Origin of the sequence: Streptomyces sp. MP131-18 (genome assembly GCF_001984575.1) — a bacterium.
Classification (GTDB): domain Bacteria; phylum Actinomycetota; class Actinomycetes; order Streptomycetales; family Streptomycetaceae; genus Streptomyces; species Streptomyces johnsoniae.
Genome location: NZ_LZNS01000001.1, coordinates 3,139,501 through 3,154,663, shown reverse-complemented (window position 1 = coordinate 3,154,663; position 15,163 = coordinate 3,139,501). Strand labels below are relative to the sequence as shown.

General features: G+C 69.2%; 9 protein-coding genes. 7 read left to right on the top strand and 2 right to left on the bottom strand.

Translation table 11 applies throughout. The features are described from left to right. Nucleotides 1-203: 203 nt before the first annotated feature. Nucleotides 204-1,649: a condensation domain-containing protein gene (locus STBA_RS14000; protein WP_077059573.1), complete on the bottom strand. Its 1,446-nt coding sequence runs from the start codon at nucleotides 1,647-1,649 to the stop codon at nucleotides 204-206. Further along, nucleotides 1,643-3,175: a condensation domain-containing protein gene (locus STBA_RS13995; protein ID WP_077059572.1), complete on the bottom strand. Its 1,533-nt coding sequence runs from the start codon at nucleotides 3,173-3,175 to the stop codon at nucleotides 1,643-1,645. Before STBA_RS13995 ends, STBA_RS14000 begins: the two co-directional genes overlap by 7 nt. Before the next feature lie 470 nt (nucleotides 3,176-3,645). On the opposite strand from STBA_RS13995, the gene rplK reads away from it, so the two are divergent. From rplK to STBA_RS13960, 7 genes are all read left to right on the top strand, one after another. After that, nucleotides 3,646-4,077, top strand: a complete 432-nt coding sequence (gene rplK, locus STBA_RS13990) for a 50S ribosomal protein L11 (protein ID WP_077059571.1) — start codon at nucleotides 3,646-3,648, stop codon at nucleotides 4,075-4,077. An 88-nt stretch (nucleotides 4,078-4,165) separates the two neighbouring features. Next, the gene (gene rplA, locus STBA_RS13985) at nucleotides 4,166-4,882 is read left to right on the top strand and encodes a 50S ribosomal protein L1 (RefSeq protein WP_077059570.1); all 717 of its coding nucleotides are present in this window, start codon (nucleotides 4,166-4,168) and stop codon (nucleotides 4,880-4,882) included. A gap of 128 nt (nucleotides 4,883-5,010) precedes the next feature. Beyond that, nucleotides 5,011-5,916: a hypothetical protein gene (locus STBA_RS13980; RefSeq protein WP_077059569.1), complete on the top strand. Its 906-nt coding sequence runs from the start codon at nucleotides 5,011-5,013 to the stop codon at nucleotides 5,914-5,916. A gap of 234 nt (nucleotides 5,917-6,150) precedes the next feature. Beyond that, nucleotides 6,151-6,696 carry a 50S ribosomal protein L10 gene (gene rplJ / locus STBA_RS13975; protein WP_077059568.1) on the top strand — a complete coding sequence of 182 codons (546 nt, stop codon included), beginning with the start codon at nucleotides 6,151-6,153 and terminating at the stop codon, nucleotides 6,694-6,696. Between the two features lie 60 nt (nucleotides 6,697-6,756). Beyond that, a complete protein-coding gene (gene rplL, locus STBA_RS13970) occupies nucleotides 6,757-7,146 on the top strand; it encodes a 50S ribosomal protein L7/L12 (RefSeq protein WP_077059567.1) in 390 nt (129 codons plus the stop codon). A gap of 525 nt (nucleotides 7,147-7,671) precedes the next feature. After that, nucleotides 7,672-11,157: a DNA-directed RNA polymerase subunit beta gene (gene rpoB, locus STBA_RS13965; protein WP_077059566.1), complete on the top strand. Its 3,486-nt coding sequence runs from the start codon at nucleotides 7,672-7,674 to the stop codon at nucleotides 11,155-11,157. Between the two features lie 94 nt (nucleotides 11,158-11,251). Further along, complete coding sequence (locus STBA_RS13960; protein ID WP_077059565.1) at nucleotides 11,252-15,151, top strand: DNA-directed RNA polymerase subunit beta'; 3,900 nt, start codon at nucleotides 11,252-11,254, stop codon at nucleotides 15,149-15,151. The last annotated feature ends 12 nt before the right edge of the window (nucleotides 15,152-15,163 follow it).

Sequence of the window (15,163 nt, the reverse complement as noted above, 5' to 3'; positions counted from 1 at the left end):
CGCTCGTCAGGCCAGGGCCCGGCTCATCGCGTCCGCGAAGGCGCCCACGGGCCCGGGTGGCCGTTCCGGTCGCCGGGGGGCGGGCCCGGCGGAGGCCCCGCGTCACGCTCCCGCCCCGGCCGGGGTCGTGGCGGACGGCTGACGCCCGACGGCCCGGCCGGGCCGTCGGGGGAGGCAGCGGGGGATCGTGGTGACGCGCAGGCTCAGGCCGTTCCGGCCGGCGGCCCGCCGGACCGGTAGTCGCCGGTGCGGGCGATCTCGCGCAGCGTGGCCCGCAGGTGTGTGAGGAAGCGGGGCACCGTGGTGCGGGCGATCGGGGTGTCCGGGTAGTGGGTCTTGAGGTACACCCGGTCCCAGAGGCGGTTGATCCACAGCGACACGTCGGCGCTTCTGTTGGGGCCGACCAGGGCGTTGCAGTCCGCCTCCGCCCAGTCCTTCGAGCCGGGGATGTGCCGGAAGTCCATGTAGGACACCATGGGCAGCACGGCGGAGTCGTCGGCCTGCACGGTCAGGCCGGGGGTGAGCTCGACGACGCGCACCGGCGAGACCCCGGCGAGGCCCTGCGCCTCGCCGAAGGCCGCCTGGGCATGGCCCACGACCTGCGAGAAGCTGGCGGCGGACTCGCCGTCCTCCGCGACGGGGAACTCGACGGGTGCCAGGTTGATGAACCAGCCCTGGGAGCGCAGCCAGCGCCGCTCGTTCCTGGTGTGGACGACCGTCAGCCCGCGGTAGGAGGCGCGCCCGCCCAGCTCGTGGCCGGCGAGCCCGATCGCCGCGTGCAGGCCCCCGATGAAACCGGCCCCGTGCTCCTTGCACGCCTGCGCGAACGCCTCGGCCTCGGTCGCGTCGAACAGGTCCATCTCGACCGGCACGCTCGGGTAGGTGCGGCCCGGCTCGATGCCCAGCTCCAGCGGGAACGTGCGGGGCGGCCCGGCGAGGAAGAAGGAGCGCCAGCGGGCGACTTCGGGGGCGTCCGTGTCGAGCAGGGCGGCGCGTTCGCGGTCAAGCGTGCAGTAGTCGACGTAGCTGCCGGTTTCCGGCAGCTTGGCGGGGGTGCCGCTCAGCTCCGCCTCGTACAGGGCACGCAGCTCCTGGAAGACCAGCAGCACGGAGTAGCCGTCGGTGTGGCAGTGGTCGATGGCCAGGTGGACGGTGGACCGGGCCTCGGGCCCTTCGCCCAGCACGGCCCCGGCCACGAACGGCGGCCAGGCCAGCGGGTCCGTCGCGCTGTCGAATCGTTCCTGCATCCATTCCCGCAGCGCGGACGAGGTGTGGTGGCCCCGCGACACCGGTTCGACGGCCAGCACCTCGGGGGGGACGGCGTGCCGCCGGATCGTCCGGGTGGCCGGGTCGGCGGAGAACCAGGTCAGCAGCGTCGGATGGCGCCGCACCCACGTGGCCAGGGCCGCCGCCATGGCCCGGGTGTCCAGCCGGCCGGGGAGGTCGAAGACCACGCCGAGCCAGGGCGACTGCTCCCGGCCCGCGGCGCGGTTCGCCAGCTGGCGCCACAGGTGGTTCTCCTGCACGTAGGACGGCGGCGCGGGATGTTCGGGGGCGGCGGCAGCGGCGCGCAGTGCCCCCTCGGGTATCAGGAACTCCGTGAGCTCGCCCGGCGCGGGGGAGTACTCGGTGATCGGCGTCATCAGCATGGGGTCAGGACCTCTTCCCGGCTGCCGGTGGCGGCAACCTCGTGCATCTGTCGGGCGGCGCAGTCGATGTAGGCGGGAACGGCGCTCCGGCCGCGCGCGGTGTCGGGGTAGCGGAAGCTCACGTACAGGCCGTCGAACGTGCGGTTGATCCACAGGTAGACCTCGTGCGCGTGGTTGCGGCGGCTGCGCACCGCCGCGGCCTTCCACTCGGGCCACTGGCGGGCGCCCGGCACCTGCCGCATGTCGACGTAGGAGACGACGAAGCGCGGCTGTACCGAGACGCCGAGCAGCTCGGTCACGCGGGCGAACGGGACCTCCGCCGCGGGCCGCGCGTGCCGCAGGGCGCCTGCCGCCCGGGTCAGTGCCTCGGGGAAGGCGTCGGACTCCGCCAGGGGGAAGCCGATCGGCGCCAGGCCGACGTACCAGCCGACGGACTGCGTCCACTGCGGCCGGTTGCGGGTGTGGAACGGGGTGAGCACCCGGAAGTCCGCAAGGCCCGCGGCCGTGCGGCCCGCGAGGGCGAGAACGGCGAGCACCCCCGCGGGGACGTGGCCCCCGCCCGCGCGGCAGGCGGCGTCGAAGGCGCGGGTCCCGGCTGCGTCGAGCAGCCGGCCGCACCCGCCCCGCTGCGCGCCGCCCGCGTCGACGCGGCGGGCCTCGGCCTCGTCGGCCGGGCCCACGGGCGAGGGGAAGGCGGGGAGTTGCCCGCCGCACTCGGTGAGGTACTCGCGCCACCTGGCCACGGTGGCGTGCTGGATGTCGACCGAGGCGGCGGCCCGGCGTTCGAGGGCGGCGAAGTCCAGATAGCTGCCGGCCTCGTCGAGCCGTGCCGGGACCCCGCCGCGCGCGGCGGCGTACAGCTCGTGTATTTCGTGCGCGACCAACAGTATGGAATAGCCGTCCACATTCGAGTGGTCGAAGCCGAGATACAGCGTGGTGGAATCGGCGTGCCCGACCGTGGCGAAGACGTAGGAGGGCCAGGCGAGCGGATCGGTTTCCGTATCGAACAGTCGCTCTATTCGGTGGGTCAGCTCATTGCCGTCGAGGAAATGGCCGACGACGTTCCGTGCGAAGGACACCGCGCCTGCGCGGAGCGTGGCCCGTCTGACGGGAGGAGCGCACTCCTTCGCTTTTTCTGGCTCCTTCTCCGCTTTCGCGGCTTTTCCGGCCCCGGGCGCCTCGCTCGGCTCCTCCGGCCCGTCGGGCTCCTCGGGCCCGTCCGGCAGGAGGGGGGTGAGGCGGCTGCGCAGCGACTCGTGCCGGTCGATCCAGCCGAGCAGGGCCGCTTCCAGGGCCACCGGATCGAGTCTGCCCGGGAGTTCGAAGACGGCGGCGAGCCAGGCCGGGGAGCCGCCCGCGCCTGAGCGGGAGGCGAGCGCGCCGGCGAGGTGGGCCTCCTGGACGTAGGACGGCGGTCGGGTGTCGGGGCTCCAGGGCGCGGTCGCACCCGGCGTTCTCGGGGTCGGCCGCCACACGGTGAGCCACCCGGGGCGGACGTCGAGGTCGTGTATGTCGGTGAACTTCACGTGCCTGTTTTCAGCTTGCTCTGAATTTTTCGTGGGCAGGGTGCGGACCGCGGTGTCCGTCATATGGCCATGCGGCCGGACAGGAAATGTGGCATTTAGCAGCACGGAAACATTCCCGCTGTCGCTCACGGACGGAGCATAGGCAAAAGGCGTCGGCTGCTGTCAAGGCATGTACTTGCGGGTGCCCAAAAGGAGATTGGCGGGCGTCCGCATCTTTACGCTGTGGGAAATTGGAGGTGCCCGGGCCACATTTTTGTGAAGGTGTCGTCGCCTCGTGCGGACGTCCCGTCGACAGGTGTGGAGCCGCCGTCGCTTCCGGAACCGGGGCCACCGGATGCCGTCCGGGCCCGGCGCCGATTTGGGCCGGGTGCCGCCAGCGGCTACCGTGGTGCGGTATGCCTCCGTGCGGCCGTGGGGAAGTCCGGTCCGCGAGGGCACCCGACAAACCTCAAGACCCGGAGGGCGAGCGCATGCCGCCGAGGAAGAAAGTCACAGGGCTGATCAAGCTCCAGATCCAGGCCGGTGCGGCCAACCCGGCGCCGCCCGTGGGTCCGGCGCTGGGTCAGCACGGTGTCAACATCATGGAGTTCTGCAAGGCCTACAACGCCGCGACCGAGTCGCAGCGGGGCTGGGTCATCCCGGTGGAGATCACGGTCTACGAGGACCGTTCCTTCACCTTCATTACCAAGACCCCGCCGGCCGCGAAGATGATCCTCAAGGCCGCGGGCGTGGAGAAGGGCTCGGGCGAGCCCCACAAGACCAAGGTCGCGAAGATCACGCGTGACCAGGTCCGGGAGATCGCCACCACCAAGATGCCCGACCTCAACGCCAACGACCTGGACGCCGCCGAGAAGATCATCGCCGGCACCGCGCGTTCCATGGGCGTGACCGTCGAGGGCTGAGCCCCCGCCGTCCCGTCCCCGTGGCAGGGCCACGCGCTGGCCCGTACCACGACTCCCCGTCAACAACAGACAGCTTGCAGGAGCAGCAGTGAAGCGCAGCAAGAACCTCCGCGGCGCGGACGCCAAGTTCGACAGGACTCGCGTCTACGCGCCGCTCGAGGCCGTCCGGCTCGCCAAGGACACCTCAACCGCCAAGTTCGACGCGACCGTCGAGGTCGCCATGCGCCTGGGCGTCGACCCGCGCAAGGCGGACCAGATGGTCCGCGGCACCGTCAACCTGCCGCACGGCACCGGCAAGACCGCCCGGGTCCTGGTCTTCGCCACCGGTGAGCGTGCGGAGGCCGCGGAGGCCGCGGGGGCCGACATCGTCGGCTCCGACGAGCTGATCGAGGAGGTGGCCGGCGGCCGTCTCGACTTCGACGCCGTCGTGGCCACGCCCGACCTCATGGGCAAGGTCGGCCGCCTGGGCCGGGTCCTCGGCCCGCGCGGTCTCATGCCGAACCCCAAGACCGGCACCGTCACCCCGGATGTCGCCAAGGCCGTCACCGACATCAAGGGCGGCAAGATCGAGTTCCGCGTGGACAAGCACGCGAACCTGCACTTCGTGATCGGCAAGGTGTCGTTCGCCGAGGGGCAGCTCGTGGAGAACTACGCCGCCGCGCTCGAGGAGATCCTCCGGCTCAAGCCGTCCGCGGCCAAGGGGCGTTACCTCAAGAAGGCGGTCATCACCACCACGATGGGTCCTGGCGTGCCGGTGGACACCAACCGCACCCGCGACCTCCTGGCGGAGGAAGCAGCCGTCTGACCTGTGGTTCAGGCCCGTCCCCGTTTCGTCACAGAGCGGGGACGGGCATTTTTGTTGCCCGGGGCCTGAGTTAGCGTGACGCTGGTAGGAAGAAAACGTCGGTACCTCACGGAGAACATGGAGGGAACATGCCTTCCACAGGCAAGGTTGCGCTGGGTGTGGCGGCTGCCGCGCTGCTCGCCGGCACGGCCGCATGCGGCAGCTCCGGTTCCGGGGAACCGGCGGACGGCCGCGGCGATGATTCCGGGGAAGCCGCGTTCGACGCGGTCGCCGCGGCGGCCGAGACCACCCGCGAGGTGACCTCGGCCGAGTTCACGGCGGAGATGCGCTCCCCGGAGGCCATGGGCGGGGACGTCGCGATGACGGGCGCCATGACCTGGGAGTCCGAGCTGGCCATGGACCTCACGGTCAGCGGATCGGCGCTGGCGGCGGAGCCGGGCGCCCCCGAGGAGATGCCCGTGGTGTGGGCCGACGACGTGATGTACATAGAGCTGGGCGAGGAGTTCGCGGCCGAGTTCGACGGCCGGTCCTGGATGGCGATGGACCTGATGGCCCTGGCCGAGGAGACCGGGGACGAGGCGATCGCCGACACCATGTCGTTCGGCCTCGACTCGGCCAACCAGGACCCTGCCCAGCAGCTCGCGCTGCTCCTGGAATCGCCGGAGATCGAGCTGGTCGGCGAGGAGACCTTGGACGGGGCCGAGGTGAGCCACTACCGGGGGAGGATCTCCACCGAGGACGCCCTGGAGAGTAACGGCGGCGCCGACTTCCTCACCGAGGAGGAGCGCAGGCAGCTGGTCGACGCCATGGGGGAGCAGGGCATCGACAGCTACCACCTGGACGTCTGGGTCGGCGAGGACGACCTGCCGGTGCAGATCCATCAGTCCTACGACACCGGGGCCGGGCCGGTGGAGTACGAGGTGCAGTACAGCGACTTCGGCACCGACGTGACCGTCGAGACGCCGCCCGCGGACGCCACCGTCGACTTCATGGAGCTGCTCGACGAATTGCAGGCGGGTATGGACCTGGGCTGATTTGCCTGACCCGGCGTCGCTCGCGTAATCTCGCCCGGTAGCCAAAGACCGCTGGTTGTCGCCTCGGGCTCTGTGAGGAGCCCGGGGAGGCCGAAGGTTCCGCTGATGCGGACGGCCCGCGCAGGTGATCAGTGAGTGACGTATTCGTCCGCCCTGAGCGCCTGCGCCGGGGCGTTTCGTTATGTCCGGCCCCTTCCGTGCGGTCCCGATTGACCCGGAAGGAGGGCCGAGGTTATGGCGAGTCACGACAAGGGCGAGGCTGTCGCGGAGATCAAGGAGAAGTTCGAGAACTCCCACGCGGCAGTCGTCACCGCGTACACCGGTCTCACCGTGGCGCAGCTGAAGGAGCTGCGCCGCTCGCTCGGTGGGAGCGCCCAGTACCGCGTGGCGAAGAACACGCTGACCAAGATCGCGGCCAACGAGGCCGGGGTTACCGGGCTCGACGAGTTCTTCAAGGGCTCGACGGCCGTCGCCTTCGTGACCGGTGACCCGGTCGAGGCGGCGAAGGGTCTGCGCGACTTCGCGAAGGACAACCCCGCGCTCGTCATCAAGGGCGGTGTCCTTGACGGCAAGGCGCTCAGCGCCGACGAGATCAACAAGCTTGCGGACCTCGAGTCCCGCGAGGTACTGCTCGCCAAGCTGGCCGGCGGCATGAAGGCGTCCATGGCGAAGGCCGCGGCGACCTTCCAGGCGCCGCTGGTGAAGTTCGCCCGCACCGCGGACGCGCTGCGCAGCAAGGTGGAGCAGGGCGGTGCCGGCGAGCCGGCTCCGGCCGAGTAGGCAATCGCCCGCCCGACATACCCAACCGGCACCAGCCGACTGAAGTGGAAGGACGCCATCATGGCGAAGCTGAGCCAGGACGAGCTGCTCGAGCAGTTCGCTGAAATGACCCTCATCGAGCTGTCGGACTTCCTGAAGAAGTTCGAGGAGAAGTTCGACGTCGAGGCCGCCGCCCCGGTCGCCATCGCCGCCGCCGCGGGTGGCGCGGGTGCCGCCGCCGCCGAGGCCGAGCCGGAGAAGGACGAGTTCGACGTCGTCCTGACCGGTGCCGGCGAGAAGAAGATCCAGGTGATCAAGGTCGTGCGTGAGCTGACCTCCCTCGGCCTGAAGGAGGCCAAGGAGCTGGTCGACAACACGCCGAAGGCGGTTCTCGAGAAGGTCAACAAGGAGGCCGCCGACAAGGCGCGCGAGTCCCTCGAGGCGGCCGGCGCCGGCGTCGAGGTCAAGTGACCCCAAGCGGTCGCGTATGACTCCTACCAGGGGCGATCACCCAGTCGGGTGGTCGCCCCCGGGCGTTGTGGCGGCTGTCTCCTTGCCTCCGTCACGGGGCGGGGTATGGTGATCATCGGTTGCCCACCGGCCCGCTCCGGGCGGGCGGCGAGGGAGCAGGGGCCTTGACGAACCGCACCGGGCGCGCGATTCTCCTTCTCGCGCCGCCAGATCGATCCACGATTCGAGGCATGAACCCACGGCGGGGCGGGAAGTGATGCGGCAGACGGGTCCGCACCCGGCATTCGAGGCGGTCGGGAGCAGGTCCGGAGGGCGTTGGATGGGCAGTACGTGAAGAACACCGAGGGTGGCTCCTCGTTGCGTGACGAAGCGCTGTCCCCGCGGGTACGCGGGGGTGGTCCGCACATTGGACATCAGTGGGTCTTGTGGCTACACTGACCCTTTGCGCTGCCTGGCTGCTCCCTGCCCGTCACCAGGAGGGCCGGTACGCGCGCAGAGAGTCCGAGCCCTCGGAAGGACCCCCTCTTGGCCGCCTCGCGCAACGCCTCGACCGTCAGTACGAATAACGGCACCAGCACTGCACCGCTGCGTGTCTCTTTTGCGAAGATCAAGGAGCCGCTGGAGGTTCCGAATCTCCTTGCGCTGCAGACCGAGAGCTTCGACTGGCTCCTCGGTAATGACGCCTGGAAAGCCCGCGTCGAGGCCGCGTTGGAGAGTGGACAGGACGTCCCGAGGAAGTCGGGTCTGGAGGAGATCTTCGAGGAGATCTCCCCGATCGAGGACTTCTCCGGCTCCATGTCGCTGACCTTCCGCGATCACCGCTTCGAGCCCCCCAAGAACTCGATCGACGAGTGCAAGGAGCGCGACTTCACGTACGCCGCCCCGCTCTTCGTCACCGCGGAGTTCACCAACAACGAGACCGGTGAGATCAAGTCCCAGACGGTCTTCATGGGCGACTTCCCCCTGATGACCAACAAGGGCACCTTCGTGATCAACGGCACCGAGCGTGTCGTGGTCTCGCAGCTGGTCCGCTCGCCGGGCGTCTACTTCGACAGCAGCATCGACAAGACCTCCGACAAGGACCTGTTCTCCGCCAAGATCATCCCGTCCCGGGGCGCCTGGCTGGAAATGGAGATCGACAAGCGCGACATGGTCGGTGTGCGCATCGACCGCAAGCGCAAGCAGTCGGTCACCGTGCTGCTGAAGGCGCTGGGCTGGTCCTCCGAGCAGATCCTGGAGGAGTTCGGCGACTACGAGTCCATGCGCGCCACCCTGGAGAAGGACCACACCCAGGGGCAGGACGACGCGCTGCTCGACATCTACCGCAAGCTCCGCCCGGGCGAGCCGCCGACCCGTGAGGCCGCGCAGACCCTGCTGGAGAACCTGTACTTCAACTCCAAGCGCTACGACCTGGCCAAGGTCGGCCGCTACAAGATCAACAAGAAGCTCGGCGGGGACGAGCCGCTCGACGCGGGCGTGCTGACCGTCGAGGACATCGTCGCCACGATCAAGTACCTGGTCAGGCTGCACGCCGGCGAGACCGAGAGCGCCGTCGAGGGCGGGCGGACGATCGTCGTCGAGACCGACGACATCGACCACTTCGGCAACCGCCGCCTGCGCAACGTCGGCGAGCTGATCCAGAATCAGGTGCGCACCGGCCTCGCCCGCATGGAACGCGTCGTCCGCGAGCGCATGACCACGCAGGACGTCGAGGCGATCACGCCGCAGACGCTCATCAACATCCGGCCGGTCGTCGCCTCCATCAAGGAGTTCTTCGGCACCAGCCAGCTGTCGCAGTTCATGGACCAGACCAACCCGCTGTCCGGTCTGACCCACAAGCGCCGGCTCTCCGCGCTCGGCCCTGGCGGTCTGAGCCGTGAGCGGGCCGGCCTCGAAGTCCGGGACGTGCACCCCTCGCACTACGGCCGGATGTGTCCGATCGAGACCCCGGAAGGGCCGAACATCGGCCTCATCGGCTCGCTCGCGGCGTTCGGCCGGGTCAACGCGTTCGGCTTCGTGGAGACCCCGTACCGCAAGGTCACCGACGGCGTCGTGACGGACGAGGTGCACTACCTGACCGCCGACGAGGAGGACCGGTACGTCATCGCGCAGGCCAACGCGCGCCTGACCGATGACTACCACTTCGCCGAGACCCGGGTGCTGGTCCGCCGCCGCGGCGGTGAGATCGACTACGTGACCGGCACCGAGGTCCACTACATGGACGTCTCGCCGCGCCAGATGGTGTCGGTCGCGACCGCCATGATCCCGTTCCTGGAGCACGACGACGCCAACCGCGCCCTCATGGGTTCCAACATGATGCGGCAGGCCGTGCCCCTGATCCAGGCCGAGTCGCCGCTGGTCGGCACCGGTATGGAGTACCGTTCCGCGGTCGACGCGGGCGACGTGATCAAGGCCGAGCAGGACGGCGCCATCACCGACGTCTCCGCCGACTACATCTCCATCGCCAACGACGACGGCACGCACGTCACCCACCGGCTGGCCAAGTTCCACCGCTCCAACCAGGGCACCTCCTACAACCAGAAGGTCATGGTCGAGGAGGGCGACCGCGTGGTCGCGGGGCAGGTCATCGCCGACGGCCCCTCCACCCAGCGCGGTGAGATGGCCCTCGGGAAAAACCTGCTGGTCGCGTTCATGCCCTGGGAGGGCTACAACTACGAGGACGCGATCATCCTCTCCCAGCGCCTGGTGCAGGACGACGTCCTCTCCTCGATCCACATCGAGGAGCACGAGGTCGACGCCCGCGACACCAAGCTGGGGCCCGAGGAGATCACTCGGGACATCCCCAACGTGTCGGAGGAGGTCCTCGCCGACCTCGACGACCGCGGCATCATCCGCATCGGCGCCGAGGTCGAGGCCGGGGACATCCTGGTCGGCAAGGTCACCCCGAAGGGTGAGACCGAGCTGACACCGGAGGAGCGGCTGCTGCGCGCGATCTTCGGCGAGAAGGCGCGCGAGGTCCGCGACACCTCGCTGAAGGTGCCGCACGGCGAGACCGGCAAGGTCATCGGCGTGCGCGTCTTCGACCGCGAGGAGGGCGACGAGCTGCCCCCCGGCGTCAACCAGCTGGTCCGCGTGTACGTGGCCCAGAAGCGCAAGATCACCGACGGCGACAAGCTCGCAGGCCGGCACGGCAACAAGGGCGTGATCTCGAAGATCCTGCCGGTCGAGGACATGCCGTTCATGGAGGACGGCACCCCGGTCGACATCATCCTCAACCCCCTGGGCGTCCCCTCCCGGATGAACCCGGGGCAGGTGCTGGAGATCCACCTCGGCTGGCTGGCCTCCCAGGGCTGGCACGTCGAGGGCGTCGACGCGGAGTGGAAGGAGCGGCTGGCGTCCATCGGCGCCGACGAGGTCGCCCCCGGCACCAATGTCGCCACCCCCGTCTTCGACGGCGCCCGCGAGGACGAGATGGCCGGCCTCTTCGAGTCCACCATCCCCAACCGCGACGGCGACCGGCTCGTGCAGTCCTCCGGCAAGGCCCGGCTGTTCGACGGCCGGTCCGGTGAGCCGTTCCCCGACCCGATCTCCATCGGGTACATGTACATCCTCAAGCTCCACCACCTGGTCGACGACAAGCTGCACGCCCGTTCGACCGGCCCGTACTCGATGATCACTCAGCAGCCGCTCGGTGGTAAGGCGCAGTTCGGCGGTCAGCGTTTCGGCGAGATGGAGGTGTGGGCGCTGGAGGCGTACGGCGCCGCCTACGCCCTCCAGGAGCTGCTGACGATCAAGTCCGACGACGTCACCGGCCGGGTGAAGGTCTACGAGGCGATCGTCAAGGGCGAAAACATCCCGGAGCCCGGTATTCCGGAGTCCTTCAAGGTGCTCATCAAGGAGATGCAATCGCTCTGCCTCAACGTGGAGGTGCTGTCGTCCGACGGCATGTCCATCGAGATGCGTGACACCGACGAGGACGTCTTCCGCGCCGCGGAGGAGCTCGGCATCGACCTGTCCCGGCGCGAGCCGAGCAGCGTCGAAGAGGTCTGACGGGCCGGGCCCGGCGGGACGCGCGTCCCGCCGGGCCTCCCCACCCGGACCCCGACAGACCATTGACTCACGACCCTGAGAGGGATTGACGAGAGTGCTCGACGTCAACTTCTTCGACGAACTGCGGATCGGCCTGGCCACCGCTGACGACATCCGTCAGTGGTCACACGGCGAGGTCAAGAAGCCGGAGACCATCAACTACCGCACCCTCAAGCCCGAGAAGGACGGACTCTTCTGCGAGAAGATCTTCGGTCCGACCCGGGACTGGGAGTGCTACTGCGGCAAGTACAAGCGCGTCCGCTTCAAGGGCATCATCTGTGAGCGCTGCGGTGTCGAGGTGACCCGCGCCAAGGTGCGCCGCGAGCGGATGGGCCACATCGAGCTGGCCGCGCCCGTGACCCACATCTGGTACTTCAAGGGCGTGCCCTCACGCCTGGGCTACCTGCTCGACCTGGCCCCGAAGGACCTGGAAAAGGTCATTTACTTCGCCGCGTACATGATCACGTTCGTGGACGAGGAGCGCCGCACGCGCGACCTGCCCTCGCTGGAGGCGCACATCTCCGTCGAGCGCCAGCAGATCGAGCAGCGCCGCGACGCGGACCTGGAGGCCAGGGCCAAGAAGCAGGAGTCCGACCTGGCCGAGCTGGAGGCCGAGGGCGCCAAGGCCGACGCGCGCCGCAAGGTGCGCGAGGGCGCCGAGCGGGAGATGAAGCAGCTCCGCGACCGGGCCCAGCGCGAGCTGGACCGCCTGGACGAGGTGTGGAACCGCTTCAAGAACCTCAAGGTCCAGGACCTGGAGGGCGACGAGCTGCTCTACCGCGAGCTGCGCGACCGCTTCGGCACGTACTTCGACGGGTCGATGGGGGCCGCGGCGCTGCAGAAGCGCCTGGAGACCTTCGACCTGAACGAAGAGGCCGAGCGGCTGCGGGAGATCATCCGCACCGGCAAGGGCCAGAAGAAGACCCGCGCCCTGAAGCGGCTGAAGGTCGTCTCCGCGTTCCTCCAGACGTCCAACAGCCCCAAGGGCATGGTGCTCGACTGCGTCCCGGTGATCCCGCCGGACCTGCGCCCGATGGTGCAGCTGGACGGTGGCCGCTTCGCGACCTCCGACCTGAACGACCTGTACCGCCGCGTCATCAACCGCAACAACCGCCTGAAGCGGCTTCTCGACCTCGGCGCGCCCGAGATCATCGTGAACAACGAGAAGCGCATGCTCCAGGAGGCCGTGGACGCGCTGTTCGACAACGGCCGCCGGGGCCGCCCGGTGACCGGGCCCGGCAACCGGCCGCTGAAGTCGCTGTCCGACATGCTCAAGGGCAAGCAGGGCCGCTTCCGGCAGAACCTGCTGGGCAAGCGCGTCGACTACTCGGCCCGTTCCGTGATCGTCGTCGGCCCGCAGCTGAAGCTCCACCAGTGCGGTCTGCCGAAGGCGATGGCGCTCGAGCTGTTCAAGCCGTTCGTGATGAAGCGCCTGGTCGACCTGAATCACGCGCAGAACATCAAGTCGGCCAAGCGCATGGTCGAGCGCCAGCGCACCGTGGTGTACGACGTCCTCGAAGAGGTCATCGCCGAGCACCCGGTCCTGCTGAACCGCGCGCCCACGCTGCACCGGCTCGGCATCCAGGCGTTCGAGCCGCAGCTCGTCGAGGGCAAGGCCATCCAGATCCACCCGCTGGTGTGCACCGCGTTCAACGCGGACTTCGACGGCGACCAGATGGCCGTTCACCTGCCGCTTTCCGCGGAGGCCCAGGCCGAGGCCCGCATCCTGATGCTGTCCTCGAACAACATCCTGAAGCCGGCGGACGGCCGCCCGGTCACCATGCCCACCCAGGACATGGTGCTCGGCCTGTTCTTCCTCACCACCGACGAGGAGGAGCGCGAGGTCAGGGGCGAGGGCCGGTCGTTCGCGTCGAGCGCCGAGGGCATCATGGCGTTCGACGCCGGTGAGCTGTCGCTCCAGGCGAAGATCGACATCCGCTTCCCCGTCGGCTCGGTGCCGCCCCGCGGCTGGACTCCGCCGGAGCCGGTCGAGGGCGAGCCCGAGTGGCAGCCGGGCGACAGCTTCCGCCTGCGCACGACGCTCGGCCGGGCGCTGTTCAACGAGCTGCTGCCCGAGGACTACCCGTTCGTCGACCAGTCCGTGGGCAAGAAGCAGCTCTCCGGCATCGTCAACGACCTGGCGGAGCGCTACCCCAAGGTCGTCGTCGCCGCCGCCCTGGACAACCTCAAGGCCGCCGGTTACTACTGGGCCACCAGGTCCGGCGTCACCGTCGCCGTGTCCGACATCGTCGTCCCCGACGCGAAGAAGGACATCCTCGCCAACTACGAGGCGCAGGACGAGAAGGTCCAGAAGCAGTACGAGCGCGGTCTGATCACCAAGGACGAGCGGACCCAGGAGCTCATCGCGATCTGGACGAAGGCGACCACCGAGGTCGCCGAGACCATGAGCGACAACTTCCCGAAGACCAACCCGATCTTCATGATGGTCGACTCGGGTGCCCGTGGAAACATGATGCAGATGCGTCAGATCGCGGGTATGCGCGGCCTGGTGTCCAACGCGAAGAACGAGACGATCCCGCGGCCGATCAAGGCGTCGTTCCGCGAGGGTCTGTCCGTGCTGGAGTACTTCATCTCCACGCACGGCGCCCGCAAGGGTCTGGCCGACACCGCCCTGCGGACCGCCGACTCCGGGTACCTCACCCGGCGTCTGGTGGACGTCTCGCAGGACGTGATCATCCGTGAGGAGGACTGCGGCACCGACCGCGGCCTCAAGCTGGAGATCGCCGCCAAGGGCGCGGACGGCGTGCTGCGCAAGGCGGAGAACGTCGAGTCCAGCGTGTACGCCCGCTGCCTCGCCGAGGACATCGTCGCCGAGGGCAAGGTGCTGGCCCCGGCCGGTACCGACCTGGGCGACGTGCTCATCGACGAGCTGGTCCGGCACGGCGTGGGGACGGTCAAGACCCGTTCGGTCCTCACCTGCGAGTCCGCCGTCGGCACCTGCGCCATGTGCTACGGGCGTTCGCTGGCGACCGGCAAGCTGGTGGACATCGGCGAGGCGGTCGGCATCATCGCCGCCCAGTCGATCGGTGAGCCCGGCACCCAGCTGACCATGCGGACGTTCCACACCGGCGGTGTCGCGGGTGAGGACATCACGCAGGGTCTGCCGCGTGTGGTCGAGCTGTTCGAGGCCCGCACCCCGAAGGGCGTCGCGCCGATCTCCGAGTCGGCCGGCCGGGCGCGGATCGAGGAGACCGAGAAGACCAAGAAGGTCATCGTCACTCCGGACGACGGCTCGGACGAGACCTCCTACGCGGTCTCCAAGCGCGCCAGGCTCCTGGTGGGCGAGGGCGACCACGTCACCGTCGGCCAGCCGCTGACGGTCGGCGCGGCCAACCCGCACGACGTGCTGCGCATCCTCGGGCAGCGGGCCGTGCAGGTCTACCTGGTGGGCGAGGTCCAGAAGGTCTACAACTCACAGGGTGTGGCCATCCACGACAAGCACATCGAGATCATCGTCCGGCAGATGCTGCGCCGGGTGACGATCATCGAGTCCGGCGACGCGGAGCTGCTGCCGGGCGAGCTGGTCGAGCGCTCGAAGTTCGAGTCCGAGAACCGGCGCGTCGTGGCGGAGGGCGGCCACCCGGCCTCCGGCCGTCCGCAGCTCATGGGCATCACCAAGGCGTCGCTGGCCACCGAGTCGTGGCTGTCGGCGGCCTCCTTCCAGGAGACGACCCGGGTGCTGACCGACGCGGCGATCAACGCCAAGTCGGACTCCCTGATCGGCCTCAAGGAGAACGTGATCATCGGCAAGCTGATCCCGGCCGGCACGGGCCTGTCCCGCTACCGGAACATCCGGGTGGAGCCCACCGAGGAGGCGAAGGCGGCGATGTACTCGGCTGTCGGCTACGACGACATCGACTACTCCCCCTTCGGCAGCGGCTCCGGCCAGGCCGTCCCGCTGGAGGACTACGACTACGGCCCCTACCAGGGCTGAGTCTCCGCTTGA

What these genes read in the sequence shown, in the direction of transcription:
- STBA_RS14000 (WP_077059573.1), bottom strand. Translation starts at nt 1,649, where the DNA reads ATGCTGATGACGCCGATCACCGAGTACTCCCCCGCGCCGGGCGAGCTC.
- rplK (WP_077059571.1), top strand. Translation starts at nt 3,646, where the DNA reads ATGCCGCCGAGGAAGAAAGTCACAGGGCTGATCAAGCTCCAGATCCAG.
- STBA_RS13980 (WP_077059569.1), top strand. Translation starts at nt 5,011, where the DNA reads ATGCCTTCCACAGGCAAGGTTGCGCTGGGTGTGGCGGCTGCCGCGCTG.
- rplJ (WP_077059568.1), top strand. Translation starts at nt 6,151, where the DNA reads ATGGCGAGTCACGACAAGGGCGAGGCTGTCGCGGAGATCAAGGAGAAG.
- rplL (WP_077059567.1), top strand. Translation starts at nt 6,757, where the DNA reads ATGGCGAAGCTGAGCCAGGACGAGCTGCTCGAGCAGTTCGCTGAAATG.